This is a genomic window from Aeromonas sanarellii, assembly GCF_000820085.1.
Lineage (GTDB): Bacteria > Pseudomonadota > Gammaproteobacteria > Enterobacterales > Aeromonadaceae > Aeromonas > Aeromonas sanarellii.
The window spans coordinates 1-20104 of the sequence record NZ_CDBN01000044.1; the positions used below are offsets into that span (position 1 = coordinate 1).

16 protein-coding genes and 1 pseudogene are annotated in these 20104 nt (G+C 64.7%); 9 read left to right on the top strand and 8 right to left on the bottom strand.

Annotation, left to right across the window (positions count from 1 at the left end):
- The 8 genes from BN1132_RS09175 to BN1132_RS09210 all read right to left on the bottom strand — a co-directional run.
- On the bottom strand, positions 1-2088 hold a 2088-nt coding region (locus BN1132_RS09175; RefSeq protein WP_052447012.1), incomplete at its 3' end, for a flagellar hook-length control protein FliK.
- 83 nt (positions 2089-2171) lie between these two features.
- Complete coding sequence (gene fliJ, locus BN1132_RS09180) at positions 2172-2612, bottom strand: flagellar export protein FliJ (protein ID WP_042076981.1); 441 nt, start codon at positions 2610-2612, stop codon at positions 2172-2174.
- A gap of 26 nt (positions 2613-2638) precedes the next feature.
- Positions 2639-3970, bottom strand: a complete 1332-nt coding sequence (gene fliI, locus BN1132_RS09185) for a flagellar protein export ATPase FliI (protein ID WP_042076983.1) — start codon at positions 3968-3970, stop codon at positions 2639-2641.
- A gap of 50 nt (positions 3971-4020) precedes the next feature.
- Entirely contained in the window at positions 4021-4824 is an 804-nt protein-coding gene (fliH, locus tag BN1132_RS09190) for a flagellar assembly protein FliH (protein ID WP_042076985.1), read from the bottom strand.
- A gap of 70 nt (positions 4825-4894) precedes the next feature.
- Positions 4895-5956 carry a flagellar motor switch protein FliG gene (gene fliG, locus BN1132_RS09195; protein ID WP_042076986.1) on the bottom strand — a complete coding sequence of 354 codons (1062 nt, stop codon included), beginning with the start codon at positions 5954-5956 and terminating at the stop codon, positions 4895-4897.
- Positions 5949-7655, bottom strand: a complete 1707-nt coding sequence (fliF, locus tag BN1132_RS09200; RefSeq protein ID WP_042076987.1) for a flagellar basal-body MS-ring/collar protein FliF — start codon at positions 7653-7655, stop codon at positions 5949-5951. Before fliF ends, fliG begins: the two co-directional genes overlap by 8 nt.
- Before the next feature lie 55 nt (positions 7656-7710).
- On the bottom strand, positions 7711-8028 hold the full coding sequence (gene fliE / locus BN1132_RS09205) for a flagellar hook-basal body complex protein FliE (protein ID WP_042076988.1): 318 nt from the start codon (positions 8026-8028) through the stop codon (positions 7711-7713).
- A gap of 196 nt (positions 8029-8224) precedes the next feature.
- The gene (locus BN1132_RS09210) at positions 8225-9001 is read right to left on the bottom strand and encodes a lipid-binding SYLF domain-containing protein (RefSeq protein WP_042076989.1); all 777 of its coding nucleotides are present in this window, start codon (positions 8999-9001) and stop codon (positions 8225-8227) included.
- 272 nt (positions 9002-9273) lie between these two features.
- Between BN1132_RS09210 and rimO the strand changes: the two genes are divergently transcribed.
- The 9 genes and pseudogenes from rimO to BN1132_RS09255 all read left to right on the top strand — a co-directional run.
- On the top strand, positions 9274-10602 hold the full coding sequence (gene rimO / locus BN1132_RS09215; RefSeq protein ID WP_042076990.1) for a 30S ribosomal protein S12 methylthiotransferase RimO: 1329 nt from the start codon (positions 9274-9276) through the stop codon (positions 10600-10602).
- Between the two features lie 532 nt (positions 10603-11134).
- Complete coding sequence (locus tag BN1132_RS09220) at positions 11135-12817, top strand: ABC transporter substrate-binding protein (protein ID WP_042076992.1); 1683 nt, start codon at positions 11135-11137, stop codon at positions 12815-12817.
- 117 nt (positions 12818-12934) lie between these two features.
- Entirely contained in the window at positions 12935-13918 is a 984-nt protein-coding gene (locus tag BN1132_RS09225) for an ABC transporter permease (protein WP_042076993.1), read from the top strand.
- 1 nt (position 13919) lies between these two features.
- Entirely contained in the window at positions 13920-14831 is a 912-nt protein-coding gene (locus BN1132_RS09230) for an ABC transporter permease (protein WP_052447013.1), read from the top strand.
- Between the two features lie 100 nt (positions 14832-14931).
- Positions 14932-15954, top strand: coding sequence for an ABC transporter ATP-binding protein (locus tag BN1132_RS09235; RefSeq protein WP_042076995.1), 1023 nt, complete (start codon positions 14932-14934; stop codon positions 15952-15954).
- 11 nt (positions 15955-15965) lie between these two features.
- Complete coding sequence (locus BN1132_RS09240; RefSeq protein ID WP_039040529.1) at positions 15966-16964, top strand: ABC transporter ATP-binding protein; 999 nt, start codon at positions 15966-15968, stop codon at positions 16962-16964.
- A 107-nt stretch (positions 16965-17071) separates the two neighbouring features.
- Entirely contained in the window at positions 17072-18799 is a 1728-nt protein-coding gene (locus BN1132_RS09245) for a glycoside hydrolase family 9 protein (protein WP_042076996.1), read from the top strand.
- Positions 18792-19664 (top strand): glucosamine kinase nucleotide-binding domain-containing protein, encoded by an 873-nt coding sequence (locus tag BN1132_RS09250; protein WP_042076997.1) that lies wholly within the window; start codon positions 18792-18794, stop codon positions 19662-19664. The genes BN1132_RS09245 and BN1132_RS09250 overlap by 8 nt, the downstream gene beginning before the upstream one ends.
- Positions 19649-20104 (top strand): annotated as a pseudogene (locus tag BN1132_RS09255) (beta-N-acetylhexosaminidase); the annotation flags it as partial. The gene BN1132_RS09250 and the pseudogene BN1132_RS09255, both read left to right, overlap by 16 nt.

Consider the following 20104-nt stretch of genomic DNA (forward strand, 5'->3'; position numbering starts at 1 on the left):
GCGCCCCCCCTGCTGACCCTGACCGCCGAAGGCTGACTGGCCCTGGGATTGCTGCTGTGCCTGCTGTTGCGACTGCTGCTGCACCTGGGTCTGGCCGAGCTGGATCCCCTGTCCCGCCAGCATCTCCCTCAGCCGCGGCATGGCCTGCTCCAGCATCTCCCGGGTCTGGCCATGCTGCACCACGAAGTGGACGTTGGCCTGGCTGGAGGCATCAATCTGGATCTGGATCTTCATCTTGCCAAGGCCCAGGGGGTCTAGCTGGATCTCCGCCTGTTGCAGCTTGTCCGCCAGCATCAGGTTCACCTTCTGGTGCAACTGGGCCGGCGCCTCCGGGGTCGCCAGCTTGAGGTGGGGCAGGCTCTGGGGCTCCCGCCGTGCGGCGAGCTCGGCCGCGGGCTTGCTCTCGCCAGCCGCCGTCTGGGCAGGCGGCAGGGAGGCCGTGGCGTCGGTCTGTCCCGCCCCCTTGGTCTCAACCCCGCCAGGCTTGCCCACTTCGTCCAGGGACCCCTTCATATCGCTCTTCTTGAACTCGGCGGCAACCTTGACCATCGCGGGGGCCGACTCCATCTGCTGGATGCCGGCCGACAAGGCCGTCAGAGAGGCCTGGGGCCCCTGGGACTCCTGGCGGGCCAGGATCTGTTGCGGCGCCGCCAGCGTCGGCTCCGGGGTGCTCACGGGGGCGGCTGCCGGGCTGGGGCTGCCGGTCTGAGCCGTATTCTGTTCCGGCTTGGTCGTATTCTGTTCGAGCCTGGCTGCCTGCACCGGCTTGTTCTCCGATGCGTCCTGAGCCGAGCCGGGCTTGCCGTCCCCGGTCGTGCCCGTCAGCCCGTCCCGGGTGCTGGCCTCACGGGGCAGGTTCCCAGCGGCATTGGGCGCGTCACCCTGGGCTGTCACCTGACTGTCCAGACCAACCTTGACCAGCCCCTCGCCGAAGGACCTGGCCGCACCGGCCTGCGCCGTTGGGGCTTCGAGGTGTACCGCAGTGCCGGTTCCCTTGTCAGCAGCGGCCTCCGGGCTCGGGATCACTTTTGATAGCAAAGCCGCCCGCTCCGCGCCGGACAGGGGGGATGGCCCCTCGGTCTTGGCCCGTGTGGCGCCAGTGTCGGCGGCCTTGTCTGTACCCTTCTCCGTGCCTTTCTCCGCAATCTGGTCGGGAGCGGCGGATCCGAGCTCTGCGTCGCTCGCCACAAGGGCGTCTGCCAGGGTCCCTTGTCCCCCCTTGCTTGCGCCAGCCTCGGTCGTAGCAGATTTATCCACGCTCTGGACATCGCCGCGCACCGCGGTTTGCGTCGTCTCGCCGTCCGCTGCTAGTGCTGGCTCAGCCTTTGCGAATCCGGTCTGAGCCAGGGCGCCTCTGGCAAGGTCGCTTTGTGTCACGTCGCCCTGTGCCTGGCCACTCTGTATCGGGCCACGGGCTGTCGCCCCGGTCTGTGCCAGATCTGTTTGTGCCAAGCCGGTTTCTGCCAACGCATTCTGCATCGGGCCATGCGCCGTCGCCACGGTCTGGACCGGATCGGTCTGTGCCAGCTCGGTCAGTCCTGCGCTGCCCGGCACAGGGCCGCTCGGCGGCATCGGTGCAGGCTTTGCGGTAACGCCCTTGCCTTCGGCACCGGGCCCGGACAGGGCACGGGACTCGACCAGCGGCTGCGACTCGGGCGGCAAGTCATTGCCGTCGACGGGCGCACTCTCTCCCTGAGGTGAAGGAGGCACGGCGGGGTGCACCAGGCTCACGTCCTGACGCAGGGAGGCTTGCAACTGCTGAAGGAAATCGTCGGGAGGCAGGGCCGGCTCGTCACCTGAGGCCTTGGCGGCTTGGGTCTCCTCGCCAGCCAGCTCGCCAGACGCCAAAGATTTGGCATCAGCGCCGTTCGTCTGCGGGATATCGTCACTCACCTGAGGCGTCATCGCGGCCTGACTGGCGGGGGCCTTGCCCATCAGCTGGGCCCTGACCATGGCGTCGGAGAAGGCAACCTTGCCATCGACCGGCAGCTGACCCCCCTCTACTCCCCCGATGGGAAGCGCCGAGGACGCACTGCTGTCGCTGGAAAGCACCTGAGCGGGCGTTTTAATCAACTGGGTCTGTATCATGCTGGGATCCCTGGCGACGATTCGGTGATGACAGCACGAGCAGCGGGGTAGGCCACGTGCCCGTTCAGACTATGGAAAGCAAGTTACAGGCCAGATTGGTGGTAACGACGCTGGATGGCGTAATCGTCCAGCATCTTCTGCTCCTGGCGCTGGGCCTTCTGGCGCACCTTGTCCGCCTTCTTCTCCAGCAACAGCTCCACCGCCTTGCGCCGCTGCTGGGCCTCGAGCCACTGGGTACGGCACTGGGCCAGCGCCTCGCGCACCTGAAGCACCCCCTGGTACTGCTGGGTGGCCGCATTCTCGAGCTTGTTGATGAAGGCGTGATACTGGCTGTTCTGTTGGGGGCTGATCCCCTGCAGACCGCGGTCGGTCCACTGCTGGTGGTAGATCTGGCGGTACTGATTCAGCGCCTCTTGCTGATCCATAAACAGCTTCAAGTCCTGCTGCGCCTTGGCCAGCGCCATGGCGGCCTGGTTCTCGGCCTCCACCAATCGGGTCGCCAGCAACTCCAATCCTTTACTCATCTCGGCACTCCAGCGGCATTATCGGCTCAACGCATCAATGGCATGGCGACCATGTGCAGGGATTGCAGGCCTTCGTCGTAGGGAATGACCTCGCGCATCTTCTGTTGCAAGAACTGATCCAGATAGGGTTTCTGGATGATGGCCCGGTCGATCCTGGGATCCGATCCCTGGCTGTAGGCGCCTATGGTGATGAGATCCCGGTTCTGCTGGTAGAGGGAGTAGAACTGCTTGAAGGTGCGCGCCAGCTCCATGTGCTCCGGCGAGGTGACCATGGGCATGACCCGGCTGATGGACTTCTCGATGTCGATGGCCGGGTAGTGCCCCGCATCCGCCAGCTCCCGCGCCAGCACGATGTGACCGTCGAGGATGGCCCGCGCCGCATCGGCGATGGGGTCCTGCAGATCGTCCCCCTCCGTCAACACGGTGAAGAACGCCGTGATGGAGCCCTGACCGTCGCTGCCGTTGCCGGCCCGCTCCACCAGCGCCGGCAATTTGGCAAATACCGAGGGTGGATAGCCCTTGGTGGCCGGCGGCTCTCCCACCGCCAGGGCGATTTCGCGCTGGGCCTGGGCGTAACGGGTGAGGGAGTCCATCAGCAGCAACACGTTGAGCCCCTGATCCCGGAAGTATTCTGCGATGGCGAGCGCCGTCTCGCACCCCTTGAGCCGCATCAGCGGGGAGGCGTCGGCGGGGGCCGCCACCACCACGGCGCGCTCGCGCCCCTCGGCCCCCAGGATCTCCTCGATGAACTCCTTCACCTCCCGGCCCCGCTCGCCGATGAGGCCCACCACCACCACGTCCGCCACCGAGCCCCGGGTCATCATGCCAAGCAGCACGGACTTGCCGACGCCGGAGCCGGCGAACAGCCCCATGCGCTGGCCCTGGCCCACGGTGAGCACGGCGTTGATGGCCCGCACCCCCACGTCCATCGGTTGATGGATGGGGCGGCGGGCCAGCGGGTTGATGCGGTGCTGGGCGAACTGCACCGTCTGGGAGGAGATGATGGGGCCCATCCCGTCCAGGGGCTGGCCGATGCCGTCGATGACGCGCCCGAGCAGGTTCATGCCCACCGGAATGCCGTGATCCTCGGTGACGGGCACCACGCGGGCGCCGGGAATGACCCCCTTGAGCTGTTCGCTCGGCATCAGGAACAGGCGATCGCCGGAGAAGCCCACCACCTCGGCCTCCAGGGCCCCATCCTGGGTGTCGATCCGGCACAGGGAGCCGATGGCGGCGCGGCAGCCGATGGCCTCCAGGGTCAGCCCCACCACCCGGGTGAGCTTGCCCGCCACCGGCGGTATGGGGGCCTGATCGCGCACCCGGTAGCCTTGCAGCCGGTTGAGCAGGGATGCAGTCATGTCGCCTCCGAAGATAGGATGCCCTGGGTGTTCAAGCGCCAGACCACGGCTCAGCCCGCATTGTCGCGCAGGAAATTGCGCAGCAGCTGATCGATGCGCCCGGAGAGGGCGAGATCGATGCTGGAGAGCTCGGTGGCGAGCTGCAGATCGCCGGGAGAGAGGGTGGGATCGCTTTGCAGCCGCCAGTGACGCCTGACGCACTCCTCGGCACCGAAGGCCTGCTCCACCCGGGTCACATCGTCAGGATGCAGCATCAGGGTGACCCCCTGCTCGGCGGCGGGCAGCAGGGCCAGCCCCTGCTTGAGGGCCTCCAGCAACAATGTCGGGGAGGTTTGCGCCTCATGGCGGATAAGGGCGCGGGCGAGCTGCTGCACCAGGGCGATGAGCTGCTGCTCCACCGCCGCATCCAGTTCACTGAGCGGCGTGGCGAGGCGGGTGGCGAGCGCCTGCCAGCGGGCCACCTCCTGCTCCACCTGATCCCGGCCCAGGGCGAGCCCCTCTTCCCTGCCCTGCTCCAGACCCGCCTGATGGCCCTGTTGCAGCCCCTCCAGCTTGCCCTCTTCCAGCCCCTTGGCGAAGCCGGCTTCCCGGCCTTCGCGCATGCCCTCCTCCCAGGCGGCCTGGCGAATCGCCTCCACCTCCTCGGCGGTGATGCTGGGGGCGGGCTCCTCCACAGGGGCATCCGGCGGGAGCTCGGGAGCCTGCTCCTGGCGATACCAGTCCGGGGCCAGCCCCAGGGCGTTGGTCTCGACTTCGGCCTCGGTCTCCATCTCGGGCCAGCCCCAGGCTTCAATCTGCGCCTCGTCAGCCTCGGGCCTGAGGTAACCGCGCAGCTTGTTGTTCTTGTTGTTCATGTGCCGAAGACACTCCTATCGAGAGCCGGATGCAGGGCCCGACATCATCGCACATATGATGGCCGATGGCTTAGAGGAACTCTTCGCCACCGCCGGCCCCCAGCATGATCTCGCCCGCATCCGCCAGACGGCGTGCCGTGGAGAGGATCTCCTTCTGGGCGGCCTCCACCTCGGAGACCCGGATCGGCCCCATGGCCTCCAGGTCGTCCGCCAGCATCTCGGCGGCCCGCTTGGACATGTTCTTGAAGACCTTCTCCCGCATCTGATCGTCCGACCCCTTGAGGGCCCGTTGCAGCAGATCCCCCGGCACTTCCCGCAGCAGAGTCTGGATGCCGCGATCGTCCACGTCGATGAGGTTCTCGAACACGAACATCAAATCCTGGATCTGCTGGCTCATCTCCTCGTCCGACTCGCGGATGGAGTCCATCAGCTGGCCTTCGATGTTGGTGTCCAGGTAGTTCATGATGTTGGCGGCGGCCTTGAGGCCACCCATCTTGGCCGCCTGGGCGCCCGCCGCACCGGCGAACTGCTTCTCCATGATGTCGTTCAATTCTTGCAGCGCCGCCGGTTGCACCTCTTCCAGGTTCGCGATCCGCATCACCAGATCCAGGCGCACCTGCTCCGGGAACTGGCTCAGGATCTCGGCGGACTGCTCCGGCTCCAGGTAGGAGAGCACTATGGTCTGGATCTGAGGGTGCTCGTTCTGGATGATGCTGGCCACCTGGCGCGCATCCATCCACTTGAGGGAGTCGAGGCCGCGGGCACCCGAGCCCAGGATGATCTGATCCACCAGGTTGCTGGCCTTGTCCTCCCCGAGCGCCGCCACCAGGGCCTTGCGCACGAAGTCTTCGCTGCCGATGCCGATGTTGGTGTATTTCTGGATGTCGTCGATAAATTGACGATGCACCGCCGCCACCCGGTCGTGACTGAAATCCGACATGGAGGCCATGGACATGCCGAGCCGCTGCACCTGCTTGGGCTCGAGGTGGCGGAAGATCTGGGCGGCATCTTCCTCGCTCAGGCTCAGCATCAGCACCGCCGCCATCTCCATCCCGCTCATCTGATCCAGGATCTGACGCTGGGTATCGGTAATCTCGTTACCGGTGACTTGGGTTTTCTTCTCTTCAGGCATCTCGGTTCGTTACCCATTCTTTGATGACCTGAGCGGCCAGGTCGGGTTCGTTTGCTACCAGGGCGCGCACGGCCTTGAGCAGGTCCTCGTCACGGTGCAGATCCGGCAGCTTCAGCTGGCCATCCCGCAGACCGAACACGGGTTCGGCTTCCGCCTGGGCCGCCAGCAGGCTCAGTTCGTCGTCCCCACCCAGCACGGTGTGGTTGTCGAAGTCCAGCTCCCCTTCCGGCTTGGCATCCGGGTAGAGCAGGCGCTTGAGCATGGGCCTGACCACGGTGACGATGAGCACTATGATGACCAGCACCGAGGCGGCGATGCGCACCGCGCGCCAGAACCAGGGCTGCTCGTAGAGCGGCGTCTCGGCGACGGCTTCCAGCTCCGGACGGTTGAACGGGATGGCGACCACCTCCAGGGTATCGCCCCGGGTCACGTCGAAACCCAGGCCGCCGCTCAGCAGACGGCGCAGGGTATCGAGTTCGGCCTGGCTGCGGGCCTCCCGGGTCACGGCCCCGTCGGCACCGGGGACGGCCTTGTAGTCCACCGCCACCGACACCGTCATGCGGCGAATGCCGCCCTGCTGGCGCCGGATGTGGCTCACGGTGGTGTCCAGTTCGAAGTTGCGGGTCGCCTCCTTGCGGGAACGGCCGGAAGAGCCGGTTCCCCCTTCCCCGCCGGCGGCCTGCTCGGGAATGCTGGAGGCGGCGGGTGGCTGATTGGAGAGGGCTCCGGGCACGCCGCCGTTGCTGCCGTTGGCGCTGTTCTCCTCCACCGTCATCTCGGAGCGCACGGCGGGCAGGTCCGGGTTGTAGGTCTTGCGGGTCTGTTCCTGCTGGGAGAAGTCGAGGGAGAGATCCACCTCGGCGGTGTAGTTGTCCGCCCCCAATACCGGGATCAGGATGGCGTCAATTTTTTGTTTGTATTCCAGCTCCTGCTTCTGCTGCATCGCAAACTCCTTGCGAGTCTGGGCAGAGAGGGGATCCTGGGAGCCGGAGTTGAGCAGACGACCGTTCTGATCGGTCACGGTGACGCGGGTCGGCTCCAGACCGTGGACGGCGGAGGCCACCATGTCGACGATGGAGTCCACCTCCCCCTGGCCGAGGGCGCTGCCCTTGAGGCTCAGCACCACAGTAGCGCTCGGCTTGCGCTCGTTGCGGGCGAACACGTTGTCTTTCGGGATGGCCAGCAGCACCTGGGCCTTGGCCACGTTCTGGAACTGCTCGATGGCGCTCGCCAGCTGGCGCTCGCGGCTCAGTTTCAGGCGTTCGCTCTCCATGCGCTGGCTGACGCCGAAGCTGGAGTCCTTGAGCAGGATGGCCTCCCCGTCGTTGCTGACCTCGCTGCTGCCGGCCAGGCCGGCCCGGGTCAGGCGCAGACGGATGTCCGCGTAGTTTTCGGCACTGACCAGCACGCTCTTGCCGTCGACCTGGTAGGGGATCTTCTGCTGATCCAGATAGTCGAGGGTGGAGACCAGCTCCTGGGTGTTGAAGGTGCCGAGGGGACGCATCTCCGGCTCCTTGCCCCACAGCAGGATGAAGACGGCGATGGCCAGACAGATGGTCAGCCCCAGGATCAGGGTGATCTGGCGCAGCACATCGGTGTTGGACAGGAAGCCCAGCGCCGAGCTCTTCTGCTCGTTCTCGTCGAGGGCCGCCGCCCCCTCGTTGTTCATCAGCAGATCGCCGTTTGGATCGTTAGCCACGGTTTATGTCCTTATTGCTGACATGTTCATGATGCTCGGTCGCCATGGGCCCGAGTTACACCGGCATGTTCATGATGGTCTTGTAGGCGTCGACCATCTTGTTGCGCACCTGCACCGTCGCCTCGAAGGCGATGGAGGATTTCTGCCCGGCGATCATCACCTCGGAGAGATCCACCGACTTGTCACCCAGATCGAACCGGGTGCGCAGATCGTTGGCGCTGCCCTGCAACTCGTTGACGTTGTCGAGGGCCTGCTGGAGCATCTGGCCGAAGTCCGAATTGACCGGACGACCGGGCTGGGTCAGCGGCGTGGCACCGGCTTCCACCCTGAGAGCCTGCATCTCTTGCATCAGACTGCTTGCGCTTATTTCCATCTTCCCTTCCCAGACAAATCATTGACACTGGCAAGCCTTAAGCAATTAGAGTGCCAATCAGGAAGGATCCGTAAAAGCCTCACGGCAACGGCAGGCCCTGCCGCCATGGTCAGCCTCACCGCCAGGGGATGGACCCGCCCGGCAGACATAAAAATGGCCCGCAGGGTGCGGGCCATCATCACGACGGATCCTGAGGTTATTGAGTCAGATCCTCGTCGATCCAGTATTTGGATCCCGTGACGCTGACGCCGTACAGCAGCCCCTTCTCCCCAAGCTGGTAGATGGCCATGCCCCCGTTGTAACCCGAGTCGAGGGAGGCGCTCTCCTTGCCGGCCACCACCCCCGCCTCCGAGGTCGCCTCCCAGCCCTTGTTCACGAAGTTGTCAAAGGTCTGCTTGGTCTCGAACAACATCACCTGCTGGTAGAACTTGCCGCCGAAGCCAGCCGCCATGCCGGCGCCGAACATTTTCATGTAGGTGTGCTTGCCGCTGGCGCGGTTGACCGCCACCCCGGATCCCTGGTTGGTGTGCACCATCAGGGAGAACTTGCGCGAATCGAACACCGCATAGCCATAAGCCTTGTCAAACAACAGCTTGGCAGAGGGCTGCTCGTTGAACAGCCGCACCAGGGCGGTATCGGCCATGGTGTCGAGGGCGGTGCGGGCCTCCTCCGGGGTCTTGGGCTCGAGCATGGTGTCGAGCTTCTTGTCGGCGGCCGCCAGCCACTCCTTGCCGGTGGCCGCGCTCTCCGCCGTCCAGGCACCGGCCTTGTTGTAAGCCTCGGCCCCCCAGTTGGAGACAGACTCCCAGGTCTCCTTGGAAAAATCGGTGATCCCCTTCCACGCCTCCTTGCCGGTATCGCTCACCGCGGTACCGAGTTCGGAGGCGGCCTCCTTCAACTTCGCCCAGTCGGCATGGCCGGGGGTCGACGCCAGCACCAGGGTGGCGGCAATCAGCCAGGATCGGCTCTTCATGATCAGCTCCTCTTTCGTTGTGCCAAGACTCAGCCTAACAGACTCAAGCTTACTCGAAGAAGGGCTTGATTCTCTCCCGTTCAGCCTGCGTCAATGAAACCACCACGGGCCCGTTCCCGTCCTTTCCGGGCAGGCACACGGCCGCACGGGGGCAGGCCTTGCCGTGGCGCGAAAGAATGTTCGGACCAGCGACGCCAGTTGTATAGTTTTTGGTTAGCCATTCCGGTAAAATCCGCGCCCTTGAATAAGAGCCACCTAAGAGTGATTGAGCGATGTCCAACACAAAACAGGCCCCCAAAGTAGGATTCGTCTCCTTGGGTTGCCCCAAAAACCTGGTCGATTCCGAACGCATCCTGACCCAGCTGCGTACCGAAGGGTACGACGTGGTGCCCAGCTATGACGATGCGGAGCTGGTGGTGGTCAACACCTGCGGCTTCATCGACAGCGCGGTGCAGGAGTCCCTGGAAGCCATCGGCGAAGCCCTGGCCGAGAACGGCAAAGTGATCGTCACCGGCTGCCTGGGTGCCAAAGAGAACCAGATCCGCGAGATCCACCCCAAGGTGCTCGAGATCACCGGCCCCCACGCCTATGAAGAGGTGCTGGGCCACGTTCACAAGTACGTGGAAAAGCCGACCCACAACCCCTTCACCAGCCTGGTGCCGGCCCAGGGCGTCAAGCTGACCCCGCGCCACTACGCCTATCTCAAGATCTCCGAAGGCTGCAACCACCGCTGCACCTTCTGCATCATCCCCTCCATGCGCGGGGATCTGGTGAGCCGCCCCATCGGCGAGGTGCTGGCCGAGGCCAAGCGCCTGAAAGAGGCCGGCGTGAAGGAGATCCTGGTGATCTCCCAGGACACCTCCGCCTACGGCGTCGACGTCAAGCACCGCACCGGTTTCTACGACGGCATGCCGGTCAAGACCAGCATGGTGGCCCTGTGCGAGGAGCTCTCCAAGCTCGGCATGTGGGTGCGCCTGCACTACGTCTACCCCTACCCGCACGTGGATGACGTCATCCCCCTGATGCGCGACGGCAAGATCCTCCCCTACCTGGACATACCGCTGCAGCACGCCAGCCCGCGCATCCTCAAGCTGATGAAGCGCCCCGGCTCCGTCGAGCGCACCCTGGAGCGCATCCAGAAGTGGCGCGAGATCTGCCCCGAGATCACCCTGCGCTCCACCTTCATCGTCGGCTTCCCCGGCGAGACCGAAGAAGAGTTCCAGATGCTGCTGGACTTCATCGACAAGGCGGAGCTGGATCGGGTCGGCTGCTTCAAGTACAGCCCGGTCGAGGGTGCCAAGGCCAACGAGCTGCCGGATCCGGTGCCGGAAGAAGTGCAGGAGGAGCGCTTCCAGCGCTTCATGGAGCTGCAGCAGCAGGTCTCCATCCGCAAGCTCGCCCGCAAGGTCGGCAAGGAGATGCTGGTGCTGATCGACGAGGTGGACGAAGAGGGTGCCACCGGCCGCTCCGCCGCCGATGCCCCCGAGATCGACGGCCTGGTCTACCTGAATGGTGAGACTGGCCTCAAGCCCGGCGACATGGTCAAGGTTCGCATCGACGAGGCGGACGAGTACGACCTCTGGGCCAGCCTGGTCGAGTAATCTCCCAGAACATCCCTCAAGCCAGTCAGCCACCGCTGACTGGCTTTTTTATTGCCCTCGCCTCCCCGACCTCCGGCCATGCCTCCCTTGGGACTGAGTGTGGCAGAGCGCCCTTCGCCTCGGCCCCTCTCTGGCCGTGAACCGGCGCACAGTTTCGCCTCACCTCGCATCCTGCTTCTTTCCCGGTCAAAAAAAAGCCACCAAGGCGGAGAAAAAACGAGCACGATCCAGTTCACACTATCGCCGTCACGCTGTCAAAACAGGTGACTTCGTGCTTTGTGAGAATTAATGCAACTGTATAATTTAAAAGGATTAAAAATACATTTTGACGATAATGACGAGAGGCCGTGCGTTTTTACGATATCGACGAAATGAAGAGTTGTTGTCTTCCTGTTAATTCTGCTTTTCTAAGGGCGTTGGACGACACAACAACAAGGGTGTAAAACCTGACCAACATTGAGGGCCGGTATCCAAGCATGGGATCCGGTGCTCCATTCCAAAACCATGGAAGACCAATAAGAAAGGAAAAAATATGCTTGCCAAAGTATCCAAAATCGCTACCTCAGTCATGCTGGGAACCCTGATGCTCGGTGCCGCCGGCACCACCATGGCCGCCGACAACAAGACGGTGCTGACCCTGGTCGCACAGCAGGAAACCGCATGGGTCAAGAACTTCAACCCCTTCCTGCAGGCCGGTCTGCTGCACACCACCCGCCACTTCATCTATGAGCCCCTGGTGATCTTCAACGATATGCAGGGTGGCAAACCCGTCTATCGTCTGGCCACCCACTACGCCTTCAGCGATGACCTGAAGTCCGTCACCTTCGATCTCCGTGAAGGGGTCAAGTGGTCAGACGGCGAAGGCTTCGACGCCGACGACGTGCTCTTCTCCTTCAACCTGGTCAAGGCCAACAAGGCCCTGGACGAACGCTCCATCTGGACCCAGGTGAAGAGTGTCGAGAAGCTGGGCCAATACAAGGTCAAGTTCGATCTGGCGGCCGTCAACACCAACGTGGTGAACGACATCGTGCTGGTGCCCATCGTCCCCGAGCACCAGTGGAAGTCGGTGAAGGACCCGGTCGCCTTCACCAACGACAAGCCGGTCGGCAGCGGCCCCTTCACCGAGGTGGACAACTTCTCCGCCCAGCTCTACACCCAGTGCCGCAACCCGCACTACTGGGACAACGCCAACCTCTCCATCGACTGCCTGCGCATGCCGCAGATGGCCACCAACGACCAGGTGCTGGCCGCCGTGATGAAGGGTGATGTGGACTGGTTCGGCTCCTTCGTGCCGGACATCGAGCGCCTCTACGTCGGCAACGATCCCAAGAACAACAAGTACTGGTTCCCCGCCTCCGGCACTGTGGCGTTCAACGTCAACTTCCAGAGCAAGCACCCGGGCAACCACGAAGCCTTCAACGACATCAACTTCCGCCGCGCCTTCTCCATGGCCATGGACCGCCAGTCCATGGTGGACATCGCGGGCTACGGCTACCCCACCGTCAACGAGTACCCGTCGGGCCTGGGCAAGGCATTCGCCTCCTGGGACAACCCGGAAGTCGAGAAGAAATACGGCAAATACAACAAGTTCGACCTGGAAGGGGCCAAGGCCCTGCTGAAGGAAGCGGGCTACAAGGACTGTGACGGCGACAAGTTCCTCGACACCCCGAGCTGCAAGAAGATCGAGTTCAAGGTGCTGGTCCCGAACGGCTGGACCGACTGGGTCAACACCGTCCAGATCGGGGTTGAAGGCCTGCAGGCCCTGGGCCTGAACGCCAAGACCGCCACCCCGGAAGCCACCGTCTGGACCGAGTCCCTGATCACCGGTGACTTCGACGTCGCCCTGCAGGGCTACTTTGCCGGCGCCAACCCGCACAAGTACTTCGAGACCGCCTTCCACTCCCGCAACATGGGTGAGCGCGGCAACCGCTTCGCGGCGCCCCGCTACAAGGATCCCGAGCTCGACAAGCTGATCGACGACTTCACCCAGACCGCCGATGCGGCCAAGCAGAAGGAGATCATGTTCGCCATCCAGGAGCGTGTCGGGGCCAACCAGACCATCATCCCGGTGTTCAACAACCCGACCTGGTACGAATACAGCACCAAGCGCTTCAACGGCTGGTTCAGTGCCGACAACCCGGTCGCCAAGCCGCAGGTTCACCCGGACACTCCGGAGCGTCTGCTGCACGTGCTGTCACTCAAGCCGAACAGCTAATCACCCCGGCCCCCTGCGGGGGGCCATCTTCCCCGCCATGTCTTTCACCCCCGTCCTCTGCCGGGGTTGGGGGAGCTTTGCCCGGCGCGGGGCAGGCTTGCAGTAAAAGGTATCACCATGGGATTCATACTTAGACGCTTCTCCTTCTATCTGGTCGCCTTCCTGGTGGCCGCCACCATCAACTTCCTGCTACCCAGAGCCATGCCGGGGGATCCCGTCTCCGTCATGTTTGCCCGGGCCGGCGCCATGATGGAACCTGCCGCCCTGGAAGCCCTCAAGGCCACCTTCGGCTTCGTGGACGGCCCCATCGGCACCCAGTTTCTCGCCTATGTGAAGAGCGTCTTCACCTGGGATCTTGGCACCTCGGTGCGCTACTACCCCCAACCGGTTGCCGACGTCCTCGGCCGCGCCATCGGCTGGACTCTGTTCCTGGTGGGCACCTCCACCATTCTGAGCTTTTCCATCGGCTCCATCGTCGGCATCTTCGCCGCCTGGTACCGGGGCGGACGCATGGACAGCATCCTCTCCCCGCTCACCCTGGTGATGCAGGCCATCCCCCCCGTGGTGGTCTCCCTGCTCGCCCTCTTCCTGTTCGGAGTGAGCCTCGGCTGGCTGCCCATCGGCTACGCCTACAGCCCCGAGATCCCCGCCGATTTTGGCTGGGAACACATCAAGAGCATCCTGCTGCACGCCATCATGCCGGTGGGTACCCTGGCGCTGGTACAGGTGGGTGGTTTCCTCATCACCATGCGCAACAACATGATCAACCTGCTGGGCGAGGACTACATCACCATGGCCAAGGCCAAGGGGCTCTCCAGCAACCGGGTGATCTTCAACTACGGCGCCCGCAACGCCGTGCTGCCCAGCGTCACCGCGCTCTCCATGGCGCTCGGCTTCGTCATCGGCGGCTCCCTCATCACCGAGGTGATCTTCAACTACCCCGGCCTGGGACTGACCCTCTATCAGGGCATCCTGGCCCGTGACTACCCCCTCATCCAGGGGCAACTGCTCATCATGACCATCACCATGCTCAGCTTCAACTTCCTGGCGGACGTGCTCTACGTCTTCCTGGATCCCCGTCTGCGTACAGGAGGCAAATAAGATGCGTATGCCGACTATCTTGAAAATCCTGCTGGGCAACAAGAAGGCCGCCTTCGGCCTCGCCATCGTGGTCACCTTCGTGTTGATGGCGCTGTTCGCCCCTCTGCTCGCCAGCAACGAGCCCACCAAGCGGGTCGCCCGCCCCCACCAGCCCCCCAGCGTGGAGCTGGTGATGGGATCGAACCGCATGGGCCACGATCTCTGGGCCCAGTTCACCCACGGCGCCCGCATCTCCCTGCTGGTGGGCTTCGGGGCAGGCCTGCTGGTCTGCGCCCTGGCCATCACGGTGGGCATCACCGCCGGTTATTTTGGCGGCGTGGTGGACGAGTGCCTCACCTTCCTGATGAACGTGGTGCTGGTGATCCCGAACCTCCCGCTATTGCTGGTGCTCGCGAGCTTTATCGGGGAGGCGTCGCCCATGGTGATCGCCCTCATCATAGGCTTTACCTCCTGGGCCTATGGCGCCCGGGTGATCCGCGCCCAGACCCTGGCCCTGCGGGAGAAGGAGTTCGTCATCGCCGCCGAGGTGCTGGGTGAGCCGGCCTGGCGCATCATCCTGGTGGAGATACTGCCGAACCTCATCTCCATCATCGGCGTGAGCTTCATCGGATCCATCATCTACGCCATCGTCACCGAGGCGACCCTGGAGTTCCTGGGGCTTGGCGATCCGACCGTGGTCAGCTGGGGCATCATGCTCTACAACGCCCAGACCTCGAGCGCCATCCTGGTGGGGGCCTGGTGGGAGATCCTGGCCCCCTGCTTCGCCATCGCCACCCTGGGGGCGGGCCTGGCCATGCTCAACTTCGCCATCGACGAAATTGCCAACCCGCAGCTCCGTTCCCACAAGGGGTTGAATCGCTGGAAGAAACTCAGTGCTCCTGCCCAGATCAACGCTCAGGAGAAGGCAGCATGAGACTACAACAACCCCTGTTACTGCTACGCACTCACCATGAGAAGGGCCTGCGTCGCTGGAAGCAGCTTGCCACTCCCATCACTGCTCAGGAGAAGACAGCATGAAGCCGCAACAACCCCTGCTGTCGGTCCGCCAGCTCTGCGTCGACTACATCACCGAGAGCGGCGACGTGCGCGCCGTCAATTCGGTCAGTTTTGACATCATGCCGGGTGAGGTCTTCGGCCTCGCCGGCGAGTCCGGCTGCGGCAAGTCCACCGTCGCCTTCTCGGTCGCGCGCCTGCACAAGCCGCCCGCCTACATCAGCGGCGGCGAGATCTTGTTCAAGGGAGAGAACATCCTCGCCTTCGACGACGAGCGGCTGCGCAGCTACCGCTGGCGCCAGGCGAGCGTGGTGTTCCAGTCCGCCATGAATGCGCTCAACCCCGTGCTGCGCATGGAGGAGCAGTTCTGCGACGTGCTGCTGGCCCACAACCCCGGCATGACCCGCTATGAGGCGATCAAGCGCGCCCAGGAGCTGCTGGAGATAGTCGACATCCACCCGAGCCGGCTCAAGGACTACCCGCACCAGTTCTCCGGCGGCATGCGCCAGCGGCTGGTGATCGCCATCGCCATGGCCCTCAACCCCGAGCTGCTGATCATGGACGAGCCCACCACGGCGCTGGACGTGGTGGTGCAGCGGGAGATCCTGCAGAAGGTCTATGCACTGAAAGAGAAGTTCAACTTCTCCATCCTCTTCATCACCCACGACCTCTCCTTGATGGTCGAGTTCTGTGACCGCATCGGCATCATGTACGCGGGAGAACTGGTGGAAGTGGCGCCGGCCAAGGCGATCCTGACCGCACCGCTGCACCCCTACACCCGGGGCCTTGGCAATTCCTTCCCCCCCCTGCACGGCCCCAAGACCGTGCTGGAAGGGATCCCGGGCAGCCCGCTCAACCTGCTGGAGGTGCCGGTGGGCTGCCGCTTCCAGGCACGCTGCAGCAAGGTGCACGAGCGCTGCCGCCAGGAATACACCCGGCTGGCCGAGATCCGGCCCGGCCAACAGGCTGCCTGCCACCTTCATGAGGCGGCAGAGGAACAACAGGATCTTCCGATCCATCTGGACAAGGCCGCTGGCTGTTAAGGATGTCTGTCATGCAAATCGCCCAAACCGACGCGCCCATCATCGAGGTCCAGCACCTCTACAAGGACTTCGCCGTCAACTCCAACGCCATCAAGAGCGGCAAGATGCGGGCGCTGTCCGACATCACCTTCAACCTGCACCGGGGCCGTGCCCTGGCAGTGGTGGGGGAATCCGGCTCCGGCAAGAGCACCATCGCCAAGATCATCGCCAAGATGTACAAGCTCTCCAACGGCCGCATCCTCTACCGCGGCCGGGATCTGGAGGAGTTCAACAAGGGGACCGCCCTGCTGGACTATCGCCAGAGCGTACAGATGGTGTGGCAGGATCCGTTCGGTTCATTGAATCCGACCCACACCATCTACCACCACATCGCCCGCCCCCTGCTGCTGCACAGCAAGGTGAGCGACAAGCGGGATCTGCCCGACATGGTCTATGGCCTCCTTGAAAAGGTGGGGCTGACCCCCGCCAAGGCGACCGCGGCCAAGTACCCTCACCAGCTCTCCGGCGGCCAGCGCCAGCGGGTCAACATCGCCCGCAACCTGGCGGTGGAGGCGGAAGTGGTGCTGGCGGACGAGCCCACCTCCATGCTCGACGTCTCCATTCGCATCGGCATCCTCAACCTGATGGAGCAGATGAAGAACGAGCTCGGCGTCTCCATGCTCTACATCACCCACGACATCGCCACCGCCCGCTACGTGGCCGAAGATCTGGCGGTCATGTACGTGGGGCACATGGTGGAGTGGGGAGAGGTGGACGAGATCCTGCACCACCCCCAGCACCCCTACACCCAGTTGCTCATCTCGGCGGTGCCCGACCCCGAGAAGAGCATCCACGCCGAGCTGGAAGGGGGCCGCAAGGGGGAGATACCGCTCTGGACACCGGAATCCCGCGGCTGCCCCTTCGCCGGGCGCTGCCATCAGGCCATGCCCCGCTGCAAGGAGAGCCTGCCGCCGGTGACCCGGCTCGCCGACAACCACTTCGTGCGCTGCTACCTCCACGAACAGGGGTAAGCAGGCCCGCGGCCGGGCGCCGTCGCCCGGCCATGCCTCGCGTCGGGGCCGCAAGGCCCCGCATTGAGCCTCGCCCGCCCGGGGCGAGCCTTCGGAGTAAGACCTTGATGGAACTTTTGATCAACCAGGTGGGTTACGAATGTGACGGGGAGAAGAGCGCCCTGCTGCAGTGCGGCGCCGACCTCGATATCCGCGGCCACGTCAGGCTGCTGCGCCGGGAGGACGACCACCTCCTGCTGGAAGCGCCGCTGGTGGCGGCAGGAAGCGTCCCCGGCTGGCAGGGGCGCCACTACTGGCGGGCCGACTTCTCCGCCTTCACCGAGCCCGGCCACTACAGGCTGGAGGCCGTCGTGACCGAGGGAGCGCAGGAGCGTCTGGTGCGCTCCCCCCCCTTTGCCATCGGCCGGGGGCTGCTCGCGAGCCGCTGCCTCTCCGACGTCATCCACTACTTCAAGGGGCAGCGCGCCAGCGGTGCCTTCGAACGGGCCGACCGCAGGGCACGCCTCTTTGGCACCGATCAGCGCCGGGACGTACATGGCGGCTGGTTCGACGCCAGCGGCGACATGAGCAAGTACCTGAGTCACCTCTCCTATGCCAACTACCTCAATCCCCAGCAGACCCCCCTGGTGGTCTGGTCCCTGCTCAAGTGCCGGGCGCTGCTGGCGATACGTCGCGACATCGACGGGGTGAACCTCTGCAAGCGGCTCAACGACGAGGGGCTGCACGGAGCGGATTTTCTCTGCCGGATGCAGGACGAGAGCGGCTTCTTCTACATGACCCTGTTCGACAAGTGGAGCAAGGATCCCGAGCAGCGGGAGCTGTGCGCCTATGCCACCCAGCAGGGGATCAAGTCCGCCCACTGGCAGGCGGGCTTTCGCCAGGGGGGCGGCATGGCCATCGCCGCCCTGGCCCGCGCCGCCCGGGAACCGAGTGGCGGCGACCTTGACACAAACCAGTACGCCGAGGCGGCCCGCCGCGGCTACCTGCACCTGCGCGAGCACAACCTCGCCTACCTGGACGACGGGGTCGAGAACATCATCGACGACTACTGCGCCCTGCTGGCGGCGGTCGAGCTCACCAGAACGCTGGGCCCCGAGTGGCTCGCCGAGGCGCGGGACAGGGCAGGCAGGTTGTGCGCCCGCCAGCGCCCCCACCCCGAGTTCGGCCACCATTGGGCCGCCAACGACGATGGATCTCGCCCCTACTACCACGCCGCCGAGGCGGGACTGCCGGTGCTGGCGCTGCTGGAATATCTAAGCGTTGAGCCGGATCCGGCGCGCCAGTGGGCGGCCCGGACCGTCGCCGAGCAGGCAATGGCGGCCGAGCTGGCCCTCGCGGCCCGGGCAGGCAACCCCTTCGCCCTGGCCCGCCAGTATGTGAAAGGGGTCGATGAGGCGCCCCGCGTCAGCTTCTTTATGCCCCACCACAACGAGTCCGGTTACTGGTGGCAGGGGGAGAACGCCCGGCTGGCGTCGCTGGCCGCCATGGCCTTCGCCGCCGCAGAGCAACTGCCGCAACAGAGCCGGTTGCTGCGCACCTTCGGCCAGCACCAGCTCGACTGGATCCTGGGGAGAAACCCCTTCAACGCCTGCATGCTGGCGGGTCAGGGCATCAACAACCCCGAATACACCGCCGGCTACCCCAATGCACAGGGGGGGATCTGCAACGGCATCACCGCCGGCTTCGATGACGAAAATGACGTGGCCTTTATTCCAGAGGAGTACAAGGATCGGCTGGATCAGAACTGGCGCTGGGGGGAGCAATGGATCCCCCACGCCGCCTGGTTCGCTTTGGCCATCACCTGGCAGAGCGCGCAGGGAGGTCACCATGATTGAGTTCTGGGTCGGGGTGGACGGCGGCGGCACCCACAGCCGCGCTCGCATCCGCGATCGGGCCGGCAGGCTGCTGGGGGAAGGCCGGACGGCTGGCTCCAATCTGGAGCTGGGCATCGCGCTCGCCCACGGCAACGTGCTGGCCGCCATCGATCAGGCTCGCATCGAGGCAGGTTTGGGCGAAGATGCACAGCAGCGGATGGGAGTCGGACTGGCGCTCGCCTCCGCCGAGCTCGCCGACTGCTATCACGCCATGCTGACCATGCCTTTCCCGTTTGCGAGGGTGAAGCTCACCTCCGACGCCTTTGGTGCCTGCCTCGGCGCCTTCGGCGGCCAGGAGGGAGCCATCCTGATCGCGGGCACCGGCTCCGCCGGGCTCATCTACCGCGATGGCCGGCTGCGCACCTGCTCGGGTCGCGGCTTCCCCGTCTCGGATCTCGGCAGCGGCGCCTGGCTGGGGCTGCGCGCCATCCAGCAGTCCCTGCTCTGCCACGACGGCATCCTGCCCCCCAGCCCCCTGGCGGTGCGGCTGATGGATCACTTCAGGCGGGATCAGGCGGAGGTGGTGCGCTGGGCCGCCCGCGCCCTGCCTGCGGACTACGGCCGCTTCGCCCCCTGGGTGTTCGATGCTGCCAGCGACGGGGACGAGCTCGCCACCGCCCTGCTGGATGAGACCTGTGCCCAGCTCGGCACTCTGCTGGAGGGCATGACCCAGCTCGGGGCGGACCGGATCGCCCTGCTGGGCGGCATCGGCATGCGCCTCGCCCCTCGCCTCGCCCGTTTCAACCTGGTGACCCCGAAGGCCGATGCCCTTGACGGCGCCATCCTGTTTGCCCAATCAGAGGAATACCCATGTCTGCACCCCTGATCCATACCCAGGTCGATCACCGCGACGGTGAGGACGTCTGGTTCCGCTTCACCCTGAGCCAGTTGCCGGGCGTGCCCTGGAAACTGCACTTCTGCCTGGCCCGGCACATAGACGCGAGCTCGGTTGAGGGCGGGACACTGGAGCGCCAGAGCGGCAGCTACAAGGTGCTGGTGCCCCATGAAGGGGTGAGCGAACTGCGTTTCTGCTGCCGCAAGACCCCCGTCAAGCGCCTCTCCGATCTGCCCAAGGGCTTCTTCCTGAGCCTGATGGAGGGCGAGGGACGGCTGCAACCCGTGGTGCTGGCGGGGGAAGCGCTCGGCCTGCCCTCCCCGCCGCCCACCGCCCCCGATCTGCCCGAGGTGGAGGCCGCCAACGGCATAGTGCCCCAGCCCGCCCACCTGATTTATACCGAGGGCAACTTCCGGCTGGCGGAGCGCGCC

Excerpts from the sequence above, each read along its gene's own strand:
- BN1132_RS09245 (WP_042076996.1), top strand. The coding sequence starts at position 17,072 with ATGGAACTTTTGATCAACCAGGTGGGTTACGAATGTGACGGGGAGAAG.
- BN1132_RS09220 (WP_042076992.1), top strand. The coding sequence starts at position 11,135 with ATGCTTGCCAAAGTATCCAAAATCGCTACCTCAGTCATGCTGGGAACC.
- fliH (WP_042076985.1), bottom strand. The coding sequence starts at position 4,824 with ATGAACAACAAGAACAACAAGCTGCGCGGTTACCTCAGGCCCGAGGCT.
- BN1132_RS09250 (WP_042076997.1), top strand. The coding sequence starts at position 18,792 with ATGATTGAGTTCTGGGTCGGGGTGGACGGCGGCGGCACCCACAGCCGC.
- fliE (WP_042076988.1), bottom strand. The coding sequence starts at position 8,028 with ATGGAAATAAGCGCAAGCAGTCTGATGCAAGAGATGCAGGCTCTCAGG.
- BN1132_RS09210 (WP_042076989.1), bottom strand. The coding sequence starts at position 9,001 with ATGAAGAGCCGATCCTGGCTGATTGCCGCCACCCTGGTGCTGGCGTCG.
- fliI (WP_042076983.1), bottom strand. The coding sequence starts at position 3,970 with ATGACTGCATCCCTGCTCAACCGGCTGCAAGGCTACCGGGTGCGCGAT.
- BN1132_RS09235 (WP_042076995.1), top strand. The coding sequence starts at position 14,932 with ATGAAGCCGCAACAACCCCTGCTGTCGGTCCGCCAGCTCTGCGTCGAC.
- BN1132_RS09230 (WP_052447013.1), top strand. The coding sequence starts at position 13,920 with ATGCGTATGCCGACTATCTTGAAAATCCTGCTGGGCAACAAGAAGGCC.
- BN1132_RS09240 (WP_039040529.1), top strand. The coding sequence starts at position 15,966 with ATGCAAATCGCCCAAACCGACGCGCCCATCATCGAGGTCCAGCACCTC.
- BN1132_RS09225 (WP_042076993.1), top strand. The coding sequence starts at position 12,935 with ATGGGATTCATACTTAGACGCTTCTCCTTCTATCTGGTCGCCTTCCTG.
- fliG (WP_042076986.1), bottom strand. The coding sequence starts at position 5,956 with ATGCCTGAAGAGAAGAAAACCCAAGTCACCGGTAACGAGATTACCGAT.
- rimO (WP_042076990.1), top strand. The coding sequence starts at position 9,274 with ATGTCCAACACAAAACAGGCCCCCAAAGTAGGATTCGTCTCCTTGGGT.
- fliJ (WP_042076981.1), bottom strand. The coding sequence starts at position 2,612 with ATGAGTAAAGGATTGGAGTTGCTGGCGACCCGATTGGTGGAGGCCGAG.